The sequence below is a fragment of the Streptomyces sp. AC555_RSS877 genome (assembly GCF_019049245.1).
Classification (GTDB): domain Bacteria; phylum Actinomycetota; class Actinomycetes; order Streptomycetales; family Streptomycetaceae; genus Streptomyces.
Genome location: NZ_JAGMUK010000052.1, coordinates 67,080 through 89,766, shown reverse-complemented (window position 1 = coordinate 89,766; position 22,687 = coordinate 67,080). Strand labels below are relative to the sequence as shown.

At 69.3% G+C, this 22,687-nt stretch carries 25 protein-coding genes; 3 read left to right on the top strand and 22 right to left on the bottom strand.

Annotation, left to right across the window (positions count from 1 at the left end):
- Positions 1–9 precede the first annotated feature (9 nt).
- From KUM49_RS22380 to KUM49_RS22330, 11 genes are all read right to left on the bottom strand, one after another.
- Positions 10–333, bottom strand: coding sequence for a hypothetical protein (locus KUM49_RS22380; RefSeq protein ID WP_254401622.1), 324 nt, complete (start codon positions 331–333; stop codon positions 10–12).
- Positions 330–1,205 carry a bifunctional DNA primase/polymerase gene (locus KUM49_RS22375; protein WP_217238680.1) on the bottom strand — a complete coding sequence of 292 codons (876 nt, stop codon included), beginning with the start codon at positions 1,203–1,205 and terminating at the stop codon, positions 330–332. The genes KUM49_RS22380 and KUM49_RS22375 overlap by 4 nt, the downstream gene beginning before the upstream one ends.
- A 201-nt stretch (positions 1,206–1,406) precedes the next feature.
- Positions 1,407–1,637, bottom strand: coding sequence for a hypothetical protein (locus tag KUM49_RS22370; RefSeq protein ID WP_217238679.1), 231 nt, complete (start codon positions 1,635–1,637; stop codon positions 1,407–1,409).
- Positions 1,638–1,652: 15 nt separating this feature from the next.
- Positions 1,653–1,937 (bottom strand): hypothetical protein, encoded by a 285-nt coding sequence (locus KUM49_RS22365; RefSeq protein ID WP_217238678.1) that lies wholly within the window; start codon positions 1,935–1,937, stop codon positions 1,653–1,655.
- A gap of 17 nt (positions 1,938–1,954) precedes the next feature.
- A complete protein-coding gene (locus KUM49_RS22360) occupies positions 1,955–2,422 on the bottom strand; it encodes a hypothetical protein (protein WP_217238677.1) in 468 nt (155 codons plus the stop codon).
- Positions 2,423–2,438: 16 nt separating this feature from the next.
- Complete coding sequence (locus KUM49_RS22355; RefSeq protein WP_217238676.1) at positions 2,439–2,633, bottom strand: hypothetical protein; 195 nt, start codon at positions 2,631–2,633, stop codon at positions 2,439–2,441.
- A 17-nt stretch (positions 2,634–2,650) separates the two neighbouring features.
- A complete protein-coding gene (locus KUM49_RS22350; protein ID WP_217238675.1) occupies positions 2,651–2,902 on the bottom strand; it encodes a hypothetical protein in 252 nt (83 codons plus the stop codon).
- 141 nt (positions 2,903–3,043) lie between these two features.
- A complete protein-coding gene (locus tag KUM49_RS22345) occupies positions 3,044–5,272 on the bottom strand; it encodes a cell division protein FtsK (protein WP_217238674.1) in 2,229 nt (742 codons plus the stop codon).
- 163 nt (positions 5,273–5,435) lie between these two features.
- Positions 5,436–5,819, bottom strand: coding sequence for an RRQRL motif-containing zinc-binding protein (locus KUM49_RS22340; protein WP_217238673.1), 384 nt, complete (start codon positions 5,817–5,819; stop codon positions 5,436–5,438).
- Positions 5,816–6,937, bottom strand: coding sequence for a conjugal transfer protein (locus KUM49_RS22335; protein ID WP_217238672.1), 1,122 nt, complete (start codon positions 6,935–6,937; stop codon positions 5,816–5,818). The genes KUM49_RS22340 and KUM49_RS22335 overlap by 4 nt, the downstream gene beginning before the upstream one ends.
- Positions 6,934–7,224 carry a hypothetical protein gene (locus tag KUM49_RS22330; RefSeq protein WP_190026785.1) on the bottom strand — a complete coding sequence of 97 codons (291 nt, stop codon included), beginning with the start codon at positions 7,222–7,224 and terminating at the stop codon, positions 6,934–6,936. Before KUM49_RS22330 ends, KUM49_RS22335 begins: the two co-directional genes overlap by 4 nt.
- 433 nt (positions 7,225–7,657) lie before the next feature.
- Between KUM49_RS22330 and KUM49_RS22325 the strand changes: the two genes are divergently transcribed.
- Both KUM49_RS22325 and KUM49_RS22320 read left to right on the top strand, forming a co-directional pair.
- Positions 7,658–7,993, top strand: coding sequence for a winged helix-turn-helix domain-containing protein (locus tag KUM49_RS22325; RefSeq protein WP_254401621.1), 336 nt, complete (start codon positions 7,658–7,660; stop codon positions 7,991–7,993).
- 158 nt (positions 7,994–8,151) lie between these two features.
- On the top strand, positions 8,152–9,399 hold the full coding sequence (locus KUM49_RS22320) for an XRE family transcriptional regulator (RefSeq protein ID WP_217238671.1): 1,248 nt from the start codon (positions 8,152–8,154) through the stop codon (positions 9,397–9,399).
- Between the two features lie 131 nt (positions 9,400–9,530).
- On the opposite strand, the gene KUM49_RS22315 is transcribed toward KUM49_RS22320, so the two are convergent.
- From KUM49_RS22315 to KUM49_RS22305, 3 genes are all read right to left on the bottom strand, one after another.
- Positions 9,531–10,040 carry a hypothetical protein gene (locus KUM49_RS22315; protein ID WP_217238670.1) on the bottom strand — a complete coding sequence of 170 codons (510 nt, stop codon included), beginning with the start codon at positions 10,038–10,040 and terminating at the stop codon, positions 9,531–9,533.
- Entirely contained in the window at positions 10,037–10,690 is a 654-nt protein-coding gene (locus KUM49_RS50740; protein WP_217238669.1) for a serine protease, read from the bottom strand. The genes KUM49_RS22315 and KUM49_RS50740 overlap by 4 nt, the downstream gene beginning before the upstream one ends.
- Positions 10,691–11,032: 342 nt before the next feature.
- The gene (locus KUM49_RS22305) at positions 11,033–12,205 is read right to left on the bottom strand and encodes an HNH endonuclease (protein WP_217238668.1); all 1,173 of its coding nucleotides are present in this window, start codon (positions 12,203–12,205) and stop codon (positions 11,033–11,035) included.
- Positions 12,206–12,603: 398 nt separating this feature from the next.
- Between KUM49_RS22305 and KUM49_RS22300 the strand changes: the two genes are divergently transcribed.
- Positions 12,604–13,335 carry a DUF4365 domain-containing protein gene (locus KUM49_RS22300; RefSeq protein WP_217238667.1) on the top strand — a complete coding sequence of 244 codons (732 nt, stop codon included), beginning with the start codon at positions 12,604–12,606 and terminating at the stop codon, positions 13,333–13,335.
- 329 nt (positions 13,336–13,664) lie between these two features.
- Here KUM49_RS22300 and KUM49_RS22295 read toward each other — a convergent pair whose 3' ends face one another.
- The 8 genes from KUM49_RS22295 to KUM49_RS22260 form a co-directional block, all read right to left on the bottom strand.
- Positions 13,665–13,919: a hypothetical protein gene (locus tag KUM49_RS22295; RefSeq protein ID WP_217238666.1), complete on the bottom strand. Its 255-nt coding sequence runs from the start codon at positions 13,917–13,919 to the stop codon at positions 13,665–13,667.
- Positions 13,920–14,054: 135 nt separating this feature from the next.
- Complete coding sequence (locus tag KUM49_RS22290) at positions 14,055–15,221, bottom strand: SUKH-4 family immunity protein (protein ID WP_217238665.1); 1,167 nt, start codon at positions 15,219–15,221, stop codon at positions 14,055–14,057.
- 153 nt (positions 15,222–15,374) lie between these two features.
- The gene (locus KUM49_RS22285) at positions 15,375–15,902 is read right to left on the bottom strand and encodes an AAA family ATPase (RefSeq protein ID WP_217238664.1); all 528 of its coding nucleotides are present in this window, start codon (positions 15,900–15,902) and stop codon (positions 15,375–15,377) included.
- A complete protein-coding gene (locus tag KUM49_RS22280; protein ID WP_217238663.1) occupies positions 15,902–16,039 on the bottom strand; it encodes a hypothetical protein in 138 nt (45 codons plus the stop codon). Before KUM49_RS22280 ends, KUM49_RS22285 begins: the two co-directional genes overlap by 1 nt.
- Entirely contained in the window at positions 16,036–18,345 is a 2,310-nt protein-coding gene (locus KUM49_RS22275) for a molybdopterin cofactor-binding domain-containing protein (RefSeq protein ID WP_217238662.1), read from the bottom strand. The genes KUM49_RS22280 and KUM49_RS22275 overlap by 4 nt, the downstream gene beginning before the upstream one ends.
- Positions 18,342–19,940 carry a 2Fe-2S iron-sulfur cluster-binding protein gene (locus KUM49_RS22270; protein WP_217238661.1) on the bottom strand — a complete coding sequence of 533 codons (1,599 nt, stop codon included), beginning with the start codon at positions 19,938–19,940 and terminating at the stop codon, positions 18,342–18,344. Before KUM49_RS22270 ends, KUM49_RS22275 begins: the two co-directional genes overlap by 4 nt.
- On the bottom strand, positions 19,937–20,830 hold the full coding sequence (locus tag KUM49_RS22265) for a xanthine dehydrogenase family protein subunit M (RefSeq protein WP_217238660.1): 894 nt from the start codon (positions 20,828–20,830) through the stop codon (positions 19,937–19,939). The genes KUM49_RS22270 and KUM49_RS22265 overlap by 4 nt, the downstream gene beginning before the upstream one ends.
- Before the next feature lie 225 nt (positions 20,831–21,055).
- Positions 21,056–22,684, bottom strand: a complete 1,629-nt coding sequence (locus KUM49_RS22260; RefSeq protein WP_217238659.1) for a beta-N-acetylhexosaminidase — start codon at positions 22,682–22,684, stop codon at positions 21,056–21,058.
- Between the last annotated feature and the right edge of the window lie 3 nt (positions 22,685–22,687).

Genomic DNA, 22,687 nt, shown 5'->3' with positions numbered 1-22,687 from the left:
GCTGTGGAGTCATGAGGCCGCCCTCCCTTCGGCGGTGGCGGTGTGCGGGCAGGCGCCGACGCGGAGGCGGACGGTGAGCCTGATGACGGCGGCACGCCCCCGGGCGCGTTCGTGATGCCCGCAGGCACACAGCGAGTCCGCGACCGGTACGCCCTCGCACTGGATCTGAAGCCCCGGGGTGATGCCGGTGACGGTGACCGTCTGCGGGTCAGAACCAAGGACAGAAAGGACGCCCTTGCGGGCGGCGACCTTCGGTTCGCCCACCGACGGCCGTGGCAGGCGCCGTACGGCGCCCTGAGGGCCGTTCGAGGGGGTTCGGGATGCTTTGTTCATGCCGCACGCTCCACAGCCGCCTCAAGGCCGTTGGCGACCGCGCGGCGGGCGTAGGTCTCCGGGACGCCCACGGAGACGGCGACGGCGACGATGGCGTCCCCGAGTACGGCCAGTCCGCACGGCCCCGGGCACCCGGTGTGCTGGGCGGCGAGGAACCTCGCGACCCCGAAAGCCTGCGAACCGGCGCCGGATTCGGTCCGGGCCCGCACGAGGGCGAGGCCGCGTTCCAGGCCAGTGCGGACGTAGCGCTCGGTGTGGCGGCACCCGGTGGCCACCGACCGGTCCCACGTGGCGCGGGCGGGAAGGGAAGATGCCACCTCCCCGGGCGCGGGGGTGGTCTCTTCCTTCACCACCATGGCGCGCACGGCCGCCGGGAGAACGGCCATACCGCCCGTCCCGGCTCCCAGCCAACGGGCATACTGCGTAAGGGACTTGATGTCGACCCCCGGCCGGACCGCGTTGGACGACGCCATGGCGCCCCGGTAGAGCCAGTGCTCACCGCGCGTCGTCGGCACGGTGCGGGTGGCGGGCAGGGTCTCGCGGGCCCATGCGACGGCCGCCGCGTTGTCCAGGTCGACGACCGTCAGCCCGGCCCCGCCGGGGTGGTAGGCGACAGCCACCGCCTCACGCCACACCGGCGCCCACACGGGCGAGGTGAGGGCGTGCGCGTCGGTGGTCGCGGCGGCCCACGCGTGACACGGCGCGGGACATAGGCAGGGGCCCGCCGCCTTCATATTGGGTCGACCGCCGCAAGCGCCGTCCTTGCAGGAACGGCAGTTGCCGAACGGGACCTTGCCCCGCAGCGGCAGGACCGGGACACCGGCCGCCGCGAGGGCGAGGGCAACCCGCAGAGGTTCGGGCGTCGCGCTCATGCCGCCGCCCTCAATGTCCGGTGGCAGCGAGGTAGGCGCGGCCGGGGCACTCGCCCCGATCGGGTGGCAGGGGCCGAAGGGCCCTCGCCGAAAACGCGCGGTTGGGTCATGCTGAAGGTCTCCTGTTCTGCTACGTCGGGATTGGGAGACCGTGAGCGGCGGGCTGTCCTGTCCGGGAGTGACCGCCGCCCACGGGCGTAGCTACTTCGTGGTGCCACCCGCGCGGCGGATCAGACTCGCGATGGTTGCCACGGTGGGGTAGTCCCACCGGGCGATCCAGTCGACGATCAGCCGGTCGTACGTGCCCAGTTCGACGCCCGCGTTGTCGAGTTCGGCGAACAGGGCCTCACGCTGCAAAGGCTCGGGCGAGAAGCCGAACGGGGCGCTGTCGAGCGGGCCGTCAGAGATGGGGTCGTTGTTGCGGTCGGTCATGAGACTCCCGTCGGATCAGAAGGGCGGTTCGTTGCTGTAGCCGGGCCCCCACGGGTCGCGACCGTTGTCACGACGGCGCAGCCACCGGGGCAGGCGCGGGAGCGGCATCAGGCCCATGCGCCACTCCGTCCAACAGGGGCAGGGCTCCCACTCGGTGCCGGCGTACTCGCCGGTGTGGTCGCCGTGGTCGTGCGGGATGCCGCCCACACCGTCGCAGTCACGACAGTCGGGGCGAGGCGTGTCCGTCAGGATCACGGCGTTGCGAGGCAGCGCGGTGCGCTGGATACGCAGTCGGATCACAGGTGTCGATCTCCTTCTCAGCCGTAGAACTTGTTCCGCTTGATCACGGCCTTGCGGATGTTCACCGTCGTCCCGCCGCCGTGGCCGCTCGCGCTGAACATCTGCACGGCGATCCAGCCGCCGAAGATGACGGCGGCGAGGATGACGAGCTGGGTGACCAGGGCAGTCAGGGCGGTGATGAATGCGGTGAGCATGAGCAGTCCGCCGCACACGGCGAGGAACCCCACGCCGCCGAGCGCGATGTTCACCGCCGCACGGGAGACGGCCGGCTTGTGCGCGACCGGTTCGGGCTTGGCGGGCTCGATGGCGTAGCCGGTGACGACGCGGCCGTCGGGGAGGACGATGCTCGTCACGGCCGGGATGGTGCCCGGCTGCACGGGCATGAGCGGGGCGGTGTGGGCGGGGACGATCGGGGTGGGGGTGTGGACTCCGACAGCCGCCGTCTCGTGTCGGGCCGGGCGGCCGTACGCGGTGGGTTCGTTCACGGTGCTGGTCTCCCTTCTAGCGGCCAGCGTCGGCGAGGGCGCCGGTGACGGCGGTGACGAGCTGGTTGACGGTGTCGCTCGGGTCGGTGCCGGCGAGGTAGAAGCCGAAGAGCGCGATGACGACGGCCGCACCGGCACCGACGGCCTTGAAGCGCAACAGCAGCGCGACGCCGACGGCGAGCAACAGAACGAGCGAGATGGTGATGTCCACGGGGCCTCCGGACGGGGTCAGCGGGTGCCGGCGCGGTAGGTGCGCGCGGCGCGGTTGTAGATCCAGCGGCCGACGCGTATGCGCTTGCCGGTGGCGTCGCAGCGGCGGCAGTCACGGCCGCGCTTGGTCTTGCCCTTGCGGTCGGTCTTGAAGCCGTGGCCCATGCCGTCGCACTTGCGGCAGTCCCCGAACGGGCTCAGCCAGCACTTGACGACGTAACCGAGGGTGACGGTCAGTAGGAATGCGGTAGCCAGCACTGCAAGGCTCATCAGGGGCCTCCCAGAGGGGTTGGAGGGGGTTTCCGCAGGTCGGCCGCTATGTGCTAGCGGCCTGATCAGGGGCGGTTTGGGTCGCTAGCAGGGTTGCTACCGGTAGCGACGTCTGCCGCTACCGGTAGCAGGCTGTGAGACCTATCCGGCGTCCCGCTTCTGGTTGCGCTGCGTAATCGCGGTGGCGATGTCGTCGCGCTTGATGCCGCGCTTGTTGACCTGTTCGCCGTCGATGCGCCGGCTGATCTGCATCGTGCCGATGCCGTACGGCTTGAGCGCGGCGGTGAGCGCTTCCGCCTTGGGCTTGGGCTCCAACTCCGCCCACGGGCCGTAGACGTCCGGGCGCAGGTCGGCAAGCCGGTCCACGACCGTTTCCGACCACACCTTGGCCTCGCCCTTGCCGAGCACGGCCGCGACGTCGTCAAGGATCGTCGCGGACGTCTCCGCCGCCGGGACCTCGCCGACCGCGTCACCCGACAGGGTCCCCTCCGCCTCGCGCAACGCGGCGGCACGGGTCAGGACACGTTCGGCGTCGCGGCCGTCGGCGAGGTAGGTGCGCACGATCCCGGAGTCGTCGGACATGCCCTTGAGCAGACCGACGCCCTTGTGGGACTTCAGCAGCTTGGACGCGTCCAACCCCTCCGAGTACGACCCCGCACCGAGGATCGTGTCCGACACCTGGTAGGCGCCTACCCGCAGGGCGAACCGGGCCTGATGCTGGTCACGCAGCTCTGACGGGCACGCCTTGTCGTCCGGCTTCTGCGTCGCCGTCATCACGGAGACGCCGACGGCCGGGGCGACGCGGGCGAGGTAGACCATCAGGGACAGGATTTCCTTGCCGTGCTCGGGGTGGGTCAGGTACTCCTGCACCTCATCCACCACGAACAGGGTCAGGGGCATGTTCAGCTTCTTGTCCCGGCTGATCTCCGGGGTCAGCTTGCCCTCCGGGCAGACGTGCAGAGGCAGTTCCGAGAGCCGGTGGTACCGGTCCTCCACATCCGCCTTCAACTCCCGCAGGGAGGTCAGGAGATGCCCCACCGGGTCGACCCCGTTCTTCGGGACGATGCCGAAGCCGATGCGGTGCGCGACCAACGCGAACTTGCGCCAGTCCGGCGACGCCTTCCCGTCGAACACGTACAGGCGCACGTACGGATCCAGCGCAGCGGCGAGCGCGATCGTGCGCGCTGAGAACGTCTTGCCCTGCCGCGGCACGGCGCCTACCAGCAGCGACAGCCACAGCATCGTGGCCATGACCGGGTTGCCCCGCTCGTCGACACCCCACGGGAACGGCTTCCAGAAGTCCACCCGCGTCGCCCCCAGCAGCGGCGACTTGCCCGACGGCACGGCGAGCGGGTCACGGTCGGCAATCCAGTACGACACCCGCCGCCCGCTCGTCTCGTCCTTGTCGAGGAAGAGCTGAGTGGGGGCGATGTCCATACCGGAGGCGAGACGGGCGTGAGCCTTCATCGCGTCCTCGAACGTCTTGCCGTACGGCAGATCCACGATCACGCGCCACCCGTCCCCGTCCCGCCCGATCGGCCGCGGGAAGGCAATCGTCTGATCCTTGGTCGTCAGCCCGGCCGCCTCGTGTGCGCGGATGACGATGTCCGAGGACAGCTTGCGCTTGCGGAACGTCACCTTGGCCATGTCGATGAGCGGCCGGTCCGCCGGCGCACCGACCACACCCAGGGTGGTGGCCAGCGTCGCCATGGCCAGCATGAGCAGCCACGACGGCGCCATGACGTACAGGGTCAGCGCGGCGGCCAGACCGACGAACCCGACGACCGTCGCGACGATCCCCCGCAGCCGTACGCGGTCGTTGCGCTGCCGGGACAGCTTCAGGTACTCCGCCGCGTCCTCGTTGGCCACGGAGGCGAGCCGCAAGCCCTTGCCCTCCGCGTCGAACACCCATCGGCCGATCGCGGTCGACCACCGCCACGCGCCGCGCGGCGAGTACATGCAGATCTTCGGCGTGTAGACCAGCGGGAGCCGGACCACGTGGTAGCCGACCACGGCGGAGTAGTGCCGCACGGCCCACTTGCGGACCGCCGTGCGCTGGTCAGGCAGCTTCACCCAGTCCGGCAGCACCGGCAGACGGGCCTTGTCCTTGGCCTCCATCCATTCCGCGACCGAGGGCGGGTAGACCTCGCGCGGCGGGTCGACCGGCGCGCCCTCGCTCAGGCCGTCGGCCTCCGGGTCGTCGGTGTCGGGGAGTTCGGCCTCCCACTCCCCCGGCTTCACGACACCCTCGCTCGGAGCGGTCGGGTCGGGGTCGGTCTTCTTCTTCAGCGGGAACGGCACGATGTCGGCCGTCGGCTGTTCGGAGCCCTCCGGGTCCTCCGAGGGCGGGAAGGCGGTGGTTTCCGTCACGATGTACGCACTCCTTCGGGAGTCGAAGGGTCCGGCTGGCTTGCTGTGGAAGGTCGGGCGGCCGGACCCAGGAACGATCGTGAAGCCGTGGAAGGGCCGTAACTAGCCTGGGTTTGGGCTAGTTCTGAGCCTTAGCTTCACTCTGTGTGTTCGTTGGTGGTACTCAGGCAGCGCGCTGGTCTTCGGGAAAGGCGCAGGTCACACAGGACCCGAGCGAGGAAGGGATCACGTATCCGGCGTCCCGGCCGCACTCGGGGCAACGGCGGCGGGCGGCATTGGCCTTGGCGAGCGCCGCCCACCTCGCCGGGGTCATCGGCCTCACCGGCCGGGCGAGGTCGACCCGGTACAGGTATGCCGTCAACGGTTCGCGCCGACGGCGCGGCCGGAGGATCTGTGCCGCGATGTCCTGACCACCCGGGCGCAGTCCACGTGTGCGGAGTTGGCGGCGGGTGGCCAGGTCGTCGGGGGCGTATCGCCACGGGTAGGTGGGGATGCCGAAGCGCTCGCCGTCCGGGTCGAAGCAGTCGGCGAGGGTCAGCCGCTTCACGCGGCCTTACCGCCGTCGGCGGCACGTTCGGCGAGGATCGTGTCCCGCAGCGTCCGCGCGTTCGCCGGCGAGGTACGGAGTTCCCGGCGGATGCCCTCCGCCGTGATCCGGCTGTCCGGCCAATCGGCGGTCGCGGTGCGGGCCTCAGTGAGCAACTGATCCGCCGTGCGCTTCGGTCGGGACGACCGGGCCACGTCGGGAACCCGGCCGGTCGCCCGACGGGATCGGGGGGAGTCGACCGCCACCGCCCGCCGCCCGGCCGAGTCGACCGGCGAGGCGAGCGCCGGGGCAGGCTTGAAGGGAAGAGTCGGCTTCATGAAGTCGACCGGCACCGGATCGGGTGCGGGCAAGCGGGTCAGCACCACCGACGGCGCCGGGGTCGATTCCCGCAGGTCAGCCATAGACCGATTCCTCATGGTCTCGGTAGATTCCTCCGCATTCGCGTCCACGTCGGGAACCGGCGCGAGGGCGGGGGCCGTGCCGCCGAACATCGACCCGAGCGCGGCATCCGCACCGTCCGCGATCCGGTCGCGCTGGACATCCAGCAGCCTCGACCCGAGCGCGGCATCCCCGACCCCGACCTTGCGCGCCAGACGCCACGACGCCCGATCCGACCGCTTCCGCACCCGGTCGACCGGGTGGTGTGCGGCACGCGCCCGGTGGTAGGCGAGGGCCTGCACGATCTCGGCGGTGCGCCGCTCGTTCTCCGCGTCCCGGCCGTCGGTGTGAACGACGATCCGGCGGGCGAGGAACGCCATGCCCTCCGCCGACACGGACATGCCCATCGGGGTCAGGGCGTAGATCACGGTCCGCCCCGGGTCCGGCGCGGCCATGGCACCCATGACGGCGGCGGCGGCCGGCAGCGCCCACAACCCGATCCGTACGACGCGCGGCGAGGACTGGCCCAGCATGGTCAGTCCCAGCAGAACCAGGGCGAGAACGGCCGTGGCGCCCTCACCGGCACCGAGGGCACCGAGCGCGGTCCCCGTGCCGTAGGCGTGCCCGATGTTGCTGTACGTGCCGATCCCGCCGACCACGCCCGTGGCGAGCATCGGCACGAACGCAGCCGTCAGAACGCCGATCTGAACTTTCGTCAGAGGCTTGCGGGTCTCGTTCATGCCGCTTCCCCCGTCCCCGACCGGTAGCCGCGAGCGGAGCGCAGGAACGGCACCGTACGGGTCAGCGCGTCGGCGTACAGGGCGTCCCAACCGGCGATCTCGTCACCGGCCTCCGCCTCCGCACGCAGGTCGGCGAGGATGTCACGGGCCGCGTCCTCGCGGGCGGCACGCTCGCCGTCCGTCTCGAACTCCAACGGGCCCCGGAACAGGTCGACGTCGATACCGAGCGCCAGTTCCGCGAACTCGATGTCACCGTGCGCTTCCTGGCCGGCGACGAAGGTGCGCATACGCATGGTGGATCTCTCCTTGGAACGTCGGGAATGGGAGATCCGACGCGGCGGGCTGTCCTGTCCGGGAGTGCCGCCGCGTCGGAGGTGAGGGCCAACGCCGCACGTCGCGGCGGACCCCAAGTGGCCCCGGGCGGAAGTCGATTCCGCGCCCTCACGGCTGGATACCGGGGCCGACGGTCCTCACCCGGCCGTCACGGGGACAGGGGCAAGCCCCGTCGATCTCAAAGCACTCTGTTGAGTTCTCAAGGAACCGGCGCTTCCTTCGTACTCACCCCCTCGGGCTTTCCTCCGGACGCTGTCTGTGCAGGTCAAGCGGTTTCCCCTTTGAGTCGGGGCGACCTCTTACTGACTAGCTTGCACTAGTCTGCTGTGGTGCACAACCCTCGTAGGGTGATGCGAACTAGTTCGCTGTGGTGGGTACCCTCAAGTCATGACTGTCACAGGAGGGCCCAAGCCGAAGGCGGTGCAGGTCGCGGACGCTCTCCGCGACGACATCAAGAAGATGAAGCCGGGGGAGAAACTCCCGTCTCAGCGAGAGTTGATGGACCGCTTCGGATATGCGAGCCAGACCATCCAGAACGGGCTAGCTGCACTCCGGTCCGAAGGACTGATCGTGTCAGCGGGGAACCTGGGCAACTTCGTCAGCGACGGGTCTGCCCCGGGTGACGACGTACGCGATGACATCAAGGAAATCCGCTCCCAACTCAAGGCGTTGACCGAACGGCTCGAAGCGCTGGAAAGCCGCTCCGTACCGGGTGGCGCTTGATCTGCAACCAGCATGGGAGTAACGGAGTGTGTGAGGTAAGTGACAGCAAGGGGACGGCGAAAGGGGGGTGGGGACATGTCCAGTGACACCCCTCTGTCCCCTTCCCTGTCCCCCCTGCCCGCGCGCGAGACTCGGAGTAGGCACTCGGAGGAGGGCGCATGACTGACGACAGGCCCGCATGGGCGCGACGCATCGCTGCCGAACGACAGGCGCGCGACTGGTCACAGCGTGACGCGGTCAGGGCCCTGCGTGCGCATGCCCCCACGGAGCTGCCAGCAGACGACAGCATGATTCGCCAGTGGAAGCGCTGGGAGTCCGGCCAGGCACCGAACGACTTCTATCAACCGATCATCGCTGCCGTGTTCGGCACGGTGACGCACGCGCTCTTCCCTGCTCCGTCTCGCCGAGACGGAGACAAGGAGATCTTGGCAGCGAGCGGAATGGAGACTCTGGAGATCGTGAGTCGCCTGAACCGGTCCGACGTCGATAGCGCGACGCTCGATGCGCTCCGGATCACCACGGACCGCCTCTGCTCCGAATACCCGTTCATGCCGAGTGGTCAGCTTCTTATCGAGGGTCGGCAGTGGCTTCGCCGCGTTGTTGACCTGCACACGAAGAGCCTCACACTTGCCCAGCATCGCGAGGTGCTCGCACTGTCGGGTTGGCTCGCCTTGCTGGTCGGCTGTGTCGAGTACGACACGGGCGACCGCCACGCAGCCGAGTCAACGCGGCGTGCCGCTCTCTCGCTCGCGACCGAGTCCGACCACCCCGAGGTGGCGGGGTGGGCACACGAGATGCGGGCGTGGTTCGCCCTCACGACCGGCGACTACCGCGGGGTCATCGCGGCAGCGCAGGCTGGGGCAGAGACCGCAGCACACCATGGCGTCGCCGTGCAGCTCGCCGGCCAGGAGGCCAAGGCATGGGCGCGGCTCGGGGACCGTCGGCAGGTTGAGGTGGCCCTCGACAAGGGGCGCCGGCTGCTAGAGGGGATGCCGTATCCCGAGAACCTGGACAACCACTTTGTTGTCGACCCCGCCAAGTTCGATTTTTACGCGATGGACTGCTACCGGCTGGTCGGGGAAGACCGACTTGCACGGACACTCGCGGATGAGGTTCTGCGCGCCGGAACTGACTTCGACGGCACGGAGCGCTCACCCATGCGGAACGCCGAAGCGCGGGTAACCCTGGGGGTCACCGCAGCGCGAGAGGGCGACCTCGAACAGGCACTCATCCATGGCGAGCGGGCCCTACAGGGAGACCGGCAGTCTGTCCCGTCCCTGATCATGACCAGTCGAGAACTCGCGGCCGTCATGAGACAGCGCTACAGCACCGAACCGGCAGCACAGGACTACTTGAACCACCTGCAAGATCTAGGCAGGGAGAAGCCTGGGTTCCTGCCCTCCTGACGACAGAAACTGAGGCGGGCGGGGCCTCGCACTGAGGCCCCGCCCGTCTCAGTTCCATGCCCTCCCAGTTGTTCCATGTACCCGACAGTGTCAGGCTTGAGATAGCAGACCCATCGCTTCACTCGGCGGTATCATCTGCCTGCTTCTCCGGTAGGCGGCGTTTCACCCGTAACGTTCAACTGCTGCTCAGCATTCTGCGCTCTCCGCTCCGTTTGCACTCGACACCATGCGCCTAGTCCAATTTTAGAGATGGCGCACAGAAGTACGGCAATCGCTGGAGCAAGAAACGACGGGGCCGAGTCAAGCTGTGGCGCAATGAATGCAGTAATGGTAGCGACTAGGCCAGTCTGGCCCGTTTTGAAGCCGTTGGCAATTTGCGCGCGCTCTTGCTCGTAAGTGTTCCCAACGCATAGGAAGTCGTGCAGCTCGTCAACGACTTTCTCAAGATAAAGGTTGACACCCGCCCCCGCCCCAAAGGGAGCTGTCTGTTCGGCAACGCCACCGTTGAGCCATGCTGCAGCGACCTGCTCCGGCGTCTTTCCACTTGCCAGCATGTCAGCTACAGTCTGCCGCTGATAGCCCGGAAGATCTGCAAGCCAGAAATCTTGCTCTCCAGAGATGAGAATGCCCAAACCGGTCACGGGATCATTCCTTTCAGGTACTCAGCGCTTACCGCATGTCCAGTTTGGTGGAGTGTCGTTGGGTCCACTCCACCAACGACGACCGTGGCACTCGAAGCCGGGGAGTAACTCCCGATAGAGACTGCACAAAGCGTCCCAGTCTTGGCATCGAAGATGGGACCGCCTGACTGCCCAGGGCGAAGGTGAGCATTCACCACAATATGCTTACTCTTAACTCCCTGGTTCGAGAGTAGGACTTTAGCCCCGACATGAGACCGCTGTACCGTAATCACCCGGCGCCCGAATTCCATATGCGGATATCCGTACACATTAACTTCTGCGCCAGGCTGCAACATATCGGTCCCACCGATTTGATACGGCACGCTCGCCGTCCAGCTTTTAGGAAGTTCAAGGAGGCATAGATCCCTCATTGGATCCACTGCAACAATCTTCACCGTATGCGCGTTGAAGTGATTTACGGTCGTATCTTGATACTCCGAGACGTCCGACATCGCAGGAAGCGAAGCAACTAGGTTCCTGTCACTACCTCGAACCACATGGAATGCGGTGGCAAGATAGTTCGATGTGACCGGAAAGCATGACCCTAGAAGGGTCCCAGTCCCACCCTCGACTCTAGCGAGTGATACAACCAACTGGCCGTGCCAAAGCATGTCGTGCGCCCCCCTAGGTGCAGACTGTTTCAGCACAATATCCGACGCCGGACCACGGCACACCGTTGTTGCGGCGTGGTTACACATTCGCGGCGTGGCTCCTCGCGTCTGAGTTGTGACCTCGGTTCAGACCCCGCTCGTTGTCCTGGTCTTTGTCCTGTACGCCGACGGTCCTCACCGTTCAGCACCGTACGCGCACCCCCTCTGACCTGGCCCGTGAACTCCTGCGAACGCCCCCGTACGGCCATGCGGACAGTTGGAAAGCGTGTTGGGGCGCAGACGCCTGAAGCCCCCGAACCGCTTCAGCGGTCGGGGGCTTCGGCACGTCTTTGCCTCTCGGTATCAGGCCGTGTGACCGATGCGCCGCAACCATTCGGCGTAGCGCCATGCCAAGGCGTCGCGGTGGGGAAGACGAGGCAAGGCGAGCTTGGGGTGAACGATTCCGAGCTCATCCAACGTCGGGCCCTCCGGGCGCACTTCTGCCGTCAATGTGTCCGGGTTGATGGCGAACAAGTGGGCGTCAAACGCACGGTGAAGGGCCGCGTTCATGGGCAGGCCGTTCCGGGCATCCGAGCTACCACCGTCGGCATCCCCCCGCAGGTGGGCAGCTTCGATCATCTCGGGAACGGCAATGCCCGACAGGGGACAGTGAGGCCCGTACCGACGGAACACCTCGATCTTGAAGCGCGCTTGATCCGGGCGGACCGTCACCGCACCTCGCCGCTTCCGCCTGCGGTTGCCCTCCAACACGAACGGCTCTTCTTCAGATCGGTCCCGGTCGATGATGCGCTCGGGCGGAGCCTCGCCGAACCGGACGAGGAACAGGTGACTCTCGTCTTCCCACCCCTCGACCCAAGCGAGCTGTACGCCGCGGTAGTCGCCAACCTCGCTGATGACGAAGACGGGAATCTTGAGTTCGGCGGCCACCTTGGTCGCGTTGACCTCGGCGAGGTCATGACCAGGGCGTCCCGTGACGGGGTAGTGGTAGAGCACGCCCGTGTCGCTGAAATCGTCTGGGTAGTGCTGCCCCGTGTGTTTAAGACCGACCGCGACGCCAGCGGGATGGACCTTCTTCGTGCGAGCGGAGTCAACCCAGATGCCGCGGAAGTTTCCGTACGCTCCGACGGACCGTACGGCATCGGGAGTCACGAGACCGGCCTCGTTCCGACGGTTGACGAGGTCCCCCCAGACCAGGAGTCGCCAACTGCGCTCTTCTTCCACGGACTTGGAGTGGCTGTCGACGATGGTGAATCCAAGGCGGCGTAGCACCTTGTTCGTTGCCGCCTCGCCGCCGTCGAACTGCTTGTTGGTGAGCGCTCCCGTGGCGGGGTGCTGGTAGCCGTATGCCACGCCGGCAATGGCCTTCGCGTCATAGAGCCGGCCGTCGTGGCTGAGGTAGTACTGAGTGGACGGACCGAAGTTGTACCGCTTGCGAAACGCGAGTCCGCCAAGGTCGTCGAACTCGGCGACGGCCTTGGCAACGGCTCCAGCATCCGTAAGGTCTTGGATCTTCAACCTGTACCCCCGTCTGGTTGGCGTTTCCCAGAGCGTACGCAACGGCACTGACAACGACCGCTCTGGCATCACCGTTCGCCCCCTCCAGGGATGGCGCACACCCCGGGGCCCGCAGACCGTCTCAGGTTCCGTCTCGTTGATCGCCGTGCGCAAGCGTCCAGGACCGTTCGCCTAGTCGCGGCCGGTGGAAGGGCCGTACGCGAATGAAACCCTGCTGAACGCATCCGGATCACGCTCCGACCAGAGCGGACAAACCTGCAAAGCCAGGGACTCAAGGTTCGATGCACTCCACGGTCTCCGAAGGCAGTCTGCGTGTCAGAAGCTGGCCGTAACCTGATCCCCATACAACTTGAGGGGGATCGATGCCGAGGGTGCCCGAAAGCCGGCGTATTGGACGCATGGCGGTGAATGAGCTGCGTGCTCTGCTGGAGCGGCACGGCCACATCGTGCAGGAGATCGATGGTGGTAACGACCACGGCGAGGATCTGCACGTCACCTTCGTCCAGAACGGGCAGCGGACAGAGGATTCCGTAGCCATGCAAGTTAAGGGCGGGGTTTCGACCCGGACCAGGCGCGGGCACCGCGTCCCAGTCGGCGATCACGGCGACAACTGGCGCGATGGCAGCCTGCCCGTGCTGTGCGTAGTCCACGATGCTGAGCGGGGCGGCCTCTTCTGGGCCAATGCGACCCGTCAACTTCGTCGAGCCAGGGCGCTACGCAAAACGGCGAAGTCCATCGTCGTATCCCGGGAGTCAGTACTAAACGACGCGAGCCTCAACGCGTTCGTGCAGGACATGCGGCACTACCTGGCTCGGGAACGCGAGGGAGTCGGAAGGTGGGCAGACATGGCCGATGTCGAATTCGCCCCGGACGACATCGTCAAACCCTTCGAGAACGAGGTCTACGAACCCATGGTCTTCTGGCAGCGCCGCGGCCAGCCTTACGCGGTCCTGCTCCACCACGATCTTGACTGGGAGCCAGTGCCCATCCAAGAGGGAATGCTCCGCTTCCGGCCGATCCCGTCGGTCGGCCAAGTCATCCTCGACATCGCGGAAGCACACTGGCTGATGGGCTGCTTCAAATCCACGGAGTGGTGGCGGCGGCCGCTCGAGCAGCCCGACTCAGCCTAACCATCACGCGGCGAGGCCTCCCCTATGGGAACCCCCCGCAGTGAGGCGTCACCGTCTCAGTTTCCGTCTCGTTCATCGCCGTACGCGGGCGTCCGAAGCCGTCCACATGCACCGCTCCGCTCAACGCCTGAACGACCTTGAACTCGCGCGAACCAGGCCGGATCACGCTCTGATCAGCGCCGACAAACCTGCAAAGCGAGTTACGTGGGTTCGAATCCCGCTACGGCCTCTGACGGCTTCACGCGGCTTCACCAGGAAAAGCAAAAGGGCGGCATCCCCGAGAGGGGACCGCCCTTTTGGTCTTCCGTCTCGGTTTCCGCCCCGGTCGGCTATATCACGTTGTGAGAGAACCAGCCGTGGGAGCAGCTGCCGCACCTGCCGTTACTGCCACGGGTCCATCCCTCGCACGCAATGCAGGCCAGGCAGTTCAGTATGTCCGTGCCATCCCCCAGCCCCGCTCTCTCCAGGCGATGCAGCACCTTTTCGTGTACCTCGTCCAGCTGGGGTTGCAGCTTTTCCAGATCGTCCGCGTTCTCCTCGAGCGCCTTCATCTGCACGTCGGTCAAGTCAGTGTTGAGGTCCACCGTCTTCCCTCATTTCACACTAGAGAAGCCGTGCATCTGTACCGATTGTCACTCAAGCGAGACGGGGAAGCATCTGGAGCAGTCACCGCATCACGGTCGACTCTTTGTTCGACACAGGGGCGCCCAAGCGGTCGGTCACAGCGCCCCGCTCGCCCCGCCCGCCTCGCCCCGGAACCACTCCGTCCAGTAGTGCCGCCCCGGCTGCGTTCTCGTACCCGTCGGGTCGACGGTCGACAGCACCTGGATCATCATCGCGGCCAGTTGGTCGCGGGTCTCCGCGGTCAGGCCGTTGGACGGGTCCTCGTCGATGGCTCGCTCGCGGTGGAGCAGCCAGAGGGTGAAGCCCAGGGTGGAGACGTCCGTGTTGAGGGGGTACAGGGCCGCCTCGGGCTCGCTCCAGTTCAGGACCGCGCCCGTCTCGCCGTCGATCACGAGGCTGTTGTCCTCGACCAGGTCGCCCAGGCGTATCAAGTGGGTGGCCCGGTCCGGGAGTTCCACGGACGGATCCTCGGCGTAGTATTCGGCCAGTGTCGCCAGCGGCACGTCCGTGTCGAGGTGGAAGAGGAAGGCGTCCTCGGGCAGGCCCGTCTCGCGCAGGAAGCGGCGGGTCGGTTCGTGTGTGAGGGTCGCGGGGAAGTCGACGTCCTCGAAGCGGGCGACCTTGCCCCGGCCGAACTCCTGGTCGAGGAGGCGGGCCGGGAGGTCCAGGGCGAGCCCGGCCGGTGTGCCCGGTCCCGCGACCAGGGAGAGGGGGCGGATCAGGGCGGCCATCTTCCAGAACGGCGGCACCTCGCCGCCCGTCCCCTCCTTGAACACGGCCAGCAGCTGACGCGACGCCTCGGCCACGGCCTTGGGCCCGAAGCGACCCTCGTACGACGCGAACCGTCCCCGCAGCGCGGCCAGTTCGTCCGTCGCCGTCGCGAACCGCACCAGCCTCTCCAGCGAGGGCGCGAGCGGGCGACGGCCCATCAGGCCGGGGCGGTCGTGGAGGTAGCGCGTCGTGGAGATCTCGCCGGTCGCGCCGTCCAGCAGGACCGACTCCGTCTCCCGGCCGCCTGGCCCCAAGAGCCCGCCTATCACCAGCTGGGCGCACAGATCCGGTGCCGGGCAGTCCATGTCGCCGGTCGAGTCCCCCACCGTCCGCAGCCCCTCCCGGCGCAGTTCCGCGAAGGTGAACAGGCCGCTGTCACCCGGCAGTCCCGGCCCCGTCAGCCAACGGCGCGTCGACGCGTGTGTGACGTACGGATCCAGTTCGGCCTCGGTCAGCGTGATCGTCGCCGGGCCGGCGTCGGTCGTGCTCATGTGTTCCCCCGCATGTGCTTCTCTCACGGTCCCCGTGCAGGGCACGCACAGCCGACCGATTCCGGTGGCCGTCCCAGCCGTCCCCCACTGCTCAGAACACTACGCGCCACCACTGACAACGCCCCCGGGCCAAGCCCCCCGCCCCAGGAGACGTCAGACCACCCTCGCCCGTTCCCATCCGGCCAGGATCTCCTCCACGGTCTCCCTCACCGTCAGCCCCGAGGAGTCCACCCACAGCCCGATGCGCGGCGTCCGTGTCCGCAGGGCCCGGTCCAGCTCCTCGACCGTCCAGGCTCCGTAGCCCGTCTTCACCCGCCCCGTCTCCCGCGCCGCGACGGCCTCCGAGTCGGGGGCCAGGAGGATCACGTGCAGCGGGCGGGTGCGCACCAGCCGGACGTACGCCGCGAGGCCCGCGCCCAGCACCACGTCCTGGACCACCGCCGTGAACCCGGCTTCCGCGTACGCGTCCGCGGTCGCCGCCGACAGCCGGTACCGCAGCCGGAGTTGGTCCTCGCCCTCGCCGTCGTCGCCGGGCTCGTAGTCCGCACGCCCGGACACGATCATCCGCCGGAACAGGTCGCCACGGACATGCGCCGCTCTCGGCAGCCTCTCCGCCAGTGCCTGGGCGACCGTCGACTTCCCGGCCGCCATCACCCCGGTGATCAGCACGACCCCGTGCATCACACGAGGTAGACGCCGCCCAGCACCACGACGATCGCCGCGAGCAGGAACAGCAGGACCCACATCGCCACCTTGCCCACGCCCGGCGCCGGTTCGTAGCGCGGCTGCTCTCCGGTCGCCGGCCGCGGCGTGCTCACTGCGCCGTCACCACCGCGGCCTGCGGCCGGATCGGGAGTCGGTTGACCGGGCGGCCGGTCGCGGCGCGGACCGCGGAGGCGATCGCGGCGGGGGACGTCACCACCGGCACCGCGCTGACCGCCTTCGCCCCGAAGGGGGCGACCACGTCACGTTCCTCGACCAGCTTCACGATCCGGATGTCCGGCGCGTCCAGGGCCGTCGGCAGGGCGTACCCGGTGAGGTCGGGGTGTCGGATCAGCCCGCGCGCGCTGCGCAGGTTCTCCGTGAGGGCGATGCCCACACCCTGTGTGACGCCCCCCTCGATCCGGGCCACCAGCTGGGTCGGGTTCAGGATCCGGCCGACGTCCTGGGCGAGCGCCAGCTCCACCACCCGCACCGAGCCGAGTTCGATGTCGACGTCCACCACCGCGCGGATCGCGCAGAACGCGAGGCCCACGAAGGCGTCGCCCTGGCCGGCCTCGTCCAGCGGCTCGGTCGGATGCGGGCGGCACTGGGCGGTCGCCCACAGCTCCTTGCCGTCCATCGCCTCGGTGACGGTGGTCGACAGGACGCCGTCGTACGACGTGATCTTGCCGTCGGTAATCTGCAGCAGCTCGGTGGACATGCCGAACTTGTGCGCCAGGGGCTGCAGAAGCTGGGTGCGGACCATCTTCGCCGCCCGCTCCACCGCGCCGCCCGACACCCAGGTGTGGCGGCCGCGGCAGCCCGGACCGGCCGGCGGCTGGTCGGTGTCGACGGGGGCCACGTGGACCTCGTCGATGCCCAGGGTCTCCTGGACGATCTGCCGGGCCAGGGTCGTGAAGCCCTGCCCCGTCTCGACCGCCGCGCACAGCACCGTCGCCACGCCGTCCTGGACCCGGACCGTGGCCGTGGAGACCTCGTCCGCGCCCTCCGCGCCCAGCATGTGCACCATGCCCAGGCCGTAGCCGACGCCGCGGCGCACCGCGCCGGGTTCGCCCGCGCCCTCAAAACCACCGGGCAGCAGCCACTCGTCCTCGGGGGTGTCCTTGGGGAGCGTGGGCAGCGGGAAGTCCCGTACGGCCTGCAGCAGTTCGGCGACCGGCGCCGGGCAGGTCACCGTCTGGCCGGTGGGAAGGACGTCTCCGGTGGCCATCACGTTCTGCAGGCGCAGCTCCGCCGGGTCCATGCCCAGCTTCTTGGCCAGCTTGTCCATCTGCGCCTCGTAGGCCGCGCACACCTGCATGGCGCCCTCGCCGCGCACGTGGCCGGAGGGCGGGTTGTTGGTGCGTACGGCCCAGCCCTCGATGAACGCGTTCGGGACGACGTACGGCCCGCAGGCGAACGAGACGGCGGCGGCCAGTACCTCCGCCGAAGTGTCCGCGTACGCGCCCGCGTCCAGGAGGATCTGCGCCTCGACCTTCACCAGCCTGCCCTCGGCGTCGGCGTGGTGGCGGTATCTCAGCAGGGTGGGGTGGCGGTGGATGTGCCCGAGGAAGGACTCTTCGCGCGTCGCGGTCAGCTTCACCGGGCAGCCGGTCTTCAGCGCCAGGAGGCCGAGCGGCAGTTGGAAACCCTGGTCCTCGCGGTCGGCGGTGGCGCCGGGCACGCCGGTGACGACGACCTTCACGCGCTCGGGCTCCAGGCCGTAGCAGGCGGCGGCCGTGTCCCGGTCGGTGTGCGGGTCGGTGGAGGCGACGTACAGCTCGACGCCGCCGTCGGGGCGCGGCACGGCGAGGCCGGCCTCGGCACCGATCGGGGCGGGGTCCTGGCGGCCGATGCGGTACAGGCCCTCCACGACGATGTCGCCGGCCGCGTCCGGGTCGCCGTGGCGCAGCGGGATGTGCCGGATCAGGTTGCCGTCGGGGTGCAGGGGTTCGGCCTCGAAGGCCCGCTCGGGGTCGGTGACCGGGTCGAGGACTTCGTACTCGACGATGACGGCGGCCGCCGCCATGCGCGCGGTGTCGGGGTGGTCGGCGGCGACGGCGGCGATGGGCTCGCCGTGGTGGCGTACGACCTCGGAGGCGAACACCGGGCGGTCGGCCTTGCCGCGGCCGTGGACCGGGCTGCCGGGCACGTCCTCGTGGGTGACGACGGCTCGCACGCCGGGCATCTCGCGCGCGTGGGTGGTGTCGATGGACACGATGCGCGCGTGCGGGTGCGGTGAGCGCAGGACGGCCGCCCACAGCAGGCCCTCGGCCCACAGGTCGGCCGCGTAGGGGAAGGTGCCCTCGGTCTTCGCACGGGCGTCGGCGGCCGGCAGTGCGGCTCCGAGGCCGTGCGGAATCGGTTCGGGGGCGGGGGCTGCCTCCGCGGCGGTGGTCGCGGTGGCGGCTTCGTTGCTCACGCCTGGCCTCCGTCCTGTCCCTGTCCGTTGCCGTACGAATGGTCATGCCGTTCGGCCGGTTCGAACGCCGACGGGTGGACCCCGCCCGCTCCCGGACCCGCCTGGTGCGGAATACGTGCTTCGTCCGCGTCCGTCTCAGTGTCCGCCGCGGAATGCGACTCGCGTTCCGCGACGACCTCCTTGACGGCCTCCACGACACCCCGGTAGCCGGAGCACCGGCACAGGTTGCCGCACAGCGCCTGGCGGGTCTCCATCTCGTTCGGCGCCGGGTTGCCCTCCAGGAGGTCGTGCAGGGTCATCGCCATGCCCGGCACGCAGAACCCGCACTGCACGGCTCCGCACCTGGCGAGCGCCCGCTGCACGTCCGAGGGCTGTCCGTCGACGGCCAGGCCCTCGACGGTACGGACCTCGCTGCCGGCCGCGGTCACGGCGGGCACCAGGCAGGAGGCGACGAGCCGGCCGTCGACCTGCACGTTGCAGGCGCCGCACTCGCCCTGCGAGCAGCCGTCCTTGGCGCCCGCGAGACCGAGCCGCTCGCGCAGCACGTAGAGCAGGGATTCGCCGATCCACGCGTCGGTGACGGGGCGGTCGACGCCGTTGACGCGCAGGACGTAGGAGGCGAGGGGGTGTTCCTCGCCGGACGGCGGGGGTGCGGCCTCGCCGTCGGGAGTCTCCGCGGCTACGGCGGTGTCCTCGCCGGCGTCCGCCTCGGCGGGCGGCTCCGTGGCCCCGTCGACGGCCTCGGCGGCCCCGTGGGCCTCCTCGGGCGCCCCGTCGGCTTCTTGGGTCTCGCCGTCACCGTGAGCGGGCTGTGAGGCGGGTTCGGCGGGCGGTTCGGGCGCGTGTGAGCGGGGCTGCTCATGGTCGTGTCCGGCCGGGCCGGACTCGACGGGGGTCGGCGCGTCCGGTGCGAACTCCTCCGGCGCGTACGCGTCCGGCGCGCGGCCGCCTTCGCGGGGCGCGTGGGCGGCAGGCGGCAACGGGTACGCGGCGGGCTGCTCGCGCGTGTGCCCCGCCTCCGCCGGCGGTTCGGCAGGCTGCTGGTCCCAGGGCTGCCCCGCGGCCTCCGTCGCCCAGGGGGCGGACGCGCCGCCCGGCAGGGTGGCCGGCGGCGTACCGCCGCCCCACTGCTCGACCAGGGACGACGTGGTGAACTCGCCCGATTCGTCCGGGATGTCCCCGCCGGCGACGGGGATCGACCACTGCCCGGTCACGTCGTGGCCGGACGCCGGAGCCGCCGTCTCGTCGAAGTTCCACTGTCCCGTGGCGCCCGGCTCGTAGGTGAACCGGTCGTTCCCGGCGTCCTGGGGCACCGCGTTCGGGTCCGGCCACCGAACCCCCTCGGCGGGCATCGCCCACGAGCCCGTCGACGCCGGGTCGGTGCCGGCAGTGGTGGCCGGCGTGACCGTTATCTGCGGCGGCACATAGCCGTGACCGGGTGCGGCAAGCGGGTCGGCGGAGGCCAGGAGGGCGTCGACACCGCCTTCGGGGAGTTTCACGAAGGCGGTGGCGCCGTCGTCGTAGTCGCCCTGGGGCAGCGGGTCCCAGCGGCCCGCGCCCCGGGACATGCCCTCTCCCTGCTGGTCGTCAGTCACGACAGTGCCCTCCCCAGTGCTCGTCGGGCCAGCGCGGCGACAGTGCGCCGCAGGTGCCGTACGGCGGGCGGAAGCTGTTGTGCGGAGCCGTCCTCGGCCGGGCCCGGCTCGGGGATGCAGGCCGCGGCGACGTACTCGCCGAAGGCGCTGAGCGCCTCGGGGACGATCGCGCGGCCGTTGTCCCAGTCGATCAGCCGGGCGACCCACTGCTCGGCGTCCAGGGGCCTGAGCGGCATCGGCGCTATGGCGCCCACCGCGCACCTGACTCCGCGGCGGGCGGGGTCGAGGACCAGGGCGACGGACGCGAGGGCCCGGCCCGGGCCGGTGCGGCCGGTCGCCTTCAGGAAGACCTGCGGGGCGTGCAGCAAGGGCACGCGCACGTAGCCGATGAGTTCGCCGGCGCGCAGCATCTCCATGCCCGCCAGCAGGTGCGACACCGGGATCTCCCGGCGGGCTCCGCCCTGGCCCGCGATGATCAGCGTCGCCTCCAGAGCGGCCAGCACCGGAAGCGCGTCCCCGGTGGGGGACGCCGAGGCGATGTTGCCGCCCAGGGTGCCCGCGTTGCGGATCTGCGGCGGGCCGGCGGCACGCGCGGAGGCCGCGAGCGCCGGGATGAGGGCGGCGAAGTCGGGGCGGCCCATGCGTGCGTGCGTGAGGCCGGCGCCGAGCAGGGCGTGGCCGTCCTGGTACTGCCAGCCACGGATCTCGCTGATCCGGCCGAGTCCCACCAAAGCGGCGGGCCTGAGCTGCCCGGAGTTGACGGCGGCCATCAGGTCGGTGCCGCCGGCCACGGGCACGGCGGCGGGCATGGCGGCCAGGGCCGCCACGGCCTCGTCCAGCGTCGTGGGCAGCGTCACGGCCTGCGCCGCCTGCGGTGCGTGCGTGGTCAAAACCGGCTGCCCCTTCCCGCTGCCCCACCTGGTCCCACCTGTGTTGCCGTACGGTACGTGCTGACAGGGCGGACGTGGCAACTCTGGCACATCTTCGCAGGACCCGGACGCGGGGGTCCGCTAGGAGGCATTCGCCCTCCTCACCAGGGAGATGGTCCGTTTTCATACGGCATCACCGGTGCGTACCGATTGACACTCTTCCGTGACTCTTGCGGGTTTTCTCGCTTACCTGTTCGGAGGCGGCCCCTCGATGGGCCGGCCGAGCACCCCGGGCCGCCGCTGCCACGGCAGGGGCCCGGTCGGCGGCCGGTAGGCGACTCCCAGGGCGTCGAGGCGCCGGTAGTGGACGGCCATCCGGCGCTCGAAGTCGGCGAAGTCCCGTTCCGCCGGGGCGGGCAGGGAGCTCCAGGCCACCTCGGCGAAGGCCGCGAGGCGGGGGAACGTCTGATAGTCCACGCGTGCATGGTCCTCCATCACCTCGGTCCACACGTTGGCCTGCGCGCCGAGTACGTGTCCGGCCTCCTCGGGCGTCAACTCCGGTGGAACGGGATCGAACCGATAGACGTCCTCCAGAGTGCGGACGTAGCCGATGGGGACCGGCTCGTCCGCACCCGCGTCCTGCCGGTGGTCCAGGTACACCTGCTGCTCGGGGCACATGACGACGTCGTGGCCCGCGCGGGCCGCCGCGATGCCGCCCTCGTAGCCCCGCCAGGACGAGACCGCCGCCCCTTCGGCCAGCCCGCCCTCCAGGATCTCGTCCCAGCCGATGAGCCTGCGCCCGCGCGCGGACAGCCACGTGTCGAAGTGTCCGATGAACCAGGACTGCAACCCGTCCTCGTCCGCGAGGCCGAGTTCCGCGATACGGGCCTGCGCGAGGGGCGAGCGCCGCCACTGGTCCTTGAGGCATTCGTCACCGCCGACGTGGACGAACTCGGACGGGAAGAGGTCGAGGAGTTCCTCGAACACCCCCTCGTAGAAGCGCAGGGTGTTGTCAGTGGGGGCGAGTACGTTCTCGGAGATGCCCCAACTGTCCCAGACCGTGAGGGAGGTCGTGTCGATGACGTCGGTGTTGCCGAGTTCCGGGTACGCGGCGATGGCGGCCTGCGAGTGGCCGGGTACGTCGATTTCGGGGACGACGGAGATATGCCGTTCGGCGGCGTAGGCGACGATCTCCCGGATGTCGTCCTGGGTGTAGTAGCCGCCGTGCGGCTTCTCCTCCCACAGCGGTGAGGCCCGGTGACCGAATTTCGTGCGCGCCCGCCAGGATCCGGTCTCGGTCAGCTTCGGATACCGCTTGATCTCGACGCGCCATCCCTGGTCGTCCGTCAGGTGGAAGTGGAAGACGTTGAGTTTGTGTGCCGCCATCAGATCGAGGTAGCGCAGGACACCGTCCTTGGGCATGAAGTGCCGGGCCACGTCGAGCATGAGGCCGCGCCAGCGGAAACGGGGGGCGTCCTCGATCACGACCGCCGGCACGAACCACTCCCGGCGGGCCGGGTCGACAGGTGCCCGCCGGTAGGCGTCGGGGCCCATCAGCTGGCGGAAGGTCTGCGCACCCCAGAAGACGCCGGCCGCGCTTCCGCCGTCGACGCGGATCGCGTGGCCGTCGATGACGACGCGGTACGCCTCCGCCGCCAGCTGCGGGTCCACGCGCAGCACGATGCCGTTGTCGCCCCGGCCCTCGGCGAACGGCAGGCCGGTGGCGGCACCCAGCGCGCCGCGCAGCCAGCGCGCGACCCCCTCCGTGCCGGGCTCCGCGTGCAGCACGGTCTCCTCGTCCAGGGGAAACGCCCCCCGCGTCGGCGGCACCCACCAGCCCTTGCCGGGAGCCGGAATCAGATCCTCGAAGCCCATGTC

Excerpts from the sequence above, each read along its gene's own strand:
- KUM49_RS22285 (WP_217238664.1), bottom strand. The coding sequence starts at position 15,902 with ATGCACGGGGTCGTGCTGATCACCGGGGTGATGGCGGCCGGGAAGTCG.
- KUM49_RS22290 (WP_217238665.1), bottom strand. The coding sequence starts at position 15,221 with ATGAGCACGACCGACGCCGGCCCGGCGACGATCACGCTGACCGAGGCC.
- KUM49_RS22325 (WP_254401621.1), top strand. The coding sequence starts at position 7,658 with ATGACTGTCACAGGAGGGCCCAAGCCGAAGGCGGTGCAGGTCGCGGAC.
- KUM49_RS22375 (WP_217238680.1), bottom strand. The coding sequence starts at position 1,205 with ATGAGCGCGACGCCCGAACCTCTGCGGGTTGCCCTCGCCCTCGCGGCG.
- KUM49_RS22370 (WP_217238679.1), bottom strand. The coding sequence starts at position 1,637 with ATGACCGACCGCAACAACGACCCCATCTCTGACGGCCCGCTCGACAGC.
- KUM49_RS22320 (WP_217238671.1), top strand. The coding sequence starts at position 8,152 with ATGACTGACGACAGGCCCGCATGGGCGCGACGCATCGCTGCCGAACGA.
- KUM49_RS22330 (WP_190026785.1), bottom strand. The coding sequence starts at position 7,224 with ATGCGCACCTTCGTCGCCGGCCAGGAAGCGCACGGTGACATCGAGTTC.
- KUM49_RS22260 (WP_217238659.1), bottom strand. The coding sequence starts at position 22,684 with ATGGGCTTCGAGGATCTGATTCCGGCTCCCGGCAAGGGCTGGTGGGTG.
- KUM49_RS22300 (WP_217238667.1), top strand. The coding sequence starts at position 12,604 with ATGGCGGTGAATGAGCTGCGTGCTCTGCTGGAGCGGCACGGCCACATC.
- KUM49_RS22350 (WP_217238675.1), bottom strand. The coding sequence starts at position 2,902 with ATGAGCCTTGCAGTGCTGGCTACCGCATTCCTACTGACCGTCACCCTC.
- KUM49_RS22335 (WP_217238672.1), bottom strand. The coding sequence starts at position 6,937 with ATGAACGAGACCCGCAAGCCTCTGACGAAAGTTCAGATCGGCGTTCTG.
- KUM49_RS50740 (WP_217238669.1), bottom strand. The coding sequence starts at position 10,690 with ATGCTTTGGCACGGCCAGTTGGTTGTATCACTCGCTAGAGTCGAGGGT.
- KUM49_RS22380 (WP_254401622.1), bottom strand. The coding sequence starts at position 333 with ATGAACAAAGCATCCCGAACCCCCTCGAACGGCCCTCAGGGCGCCGTA.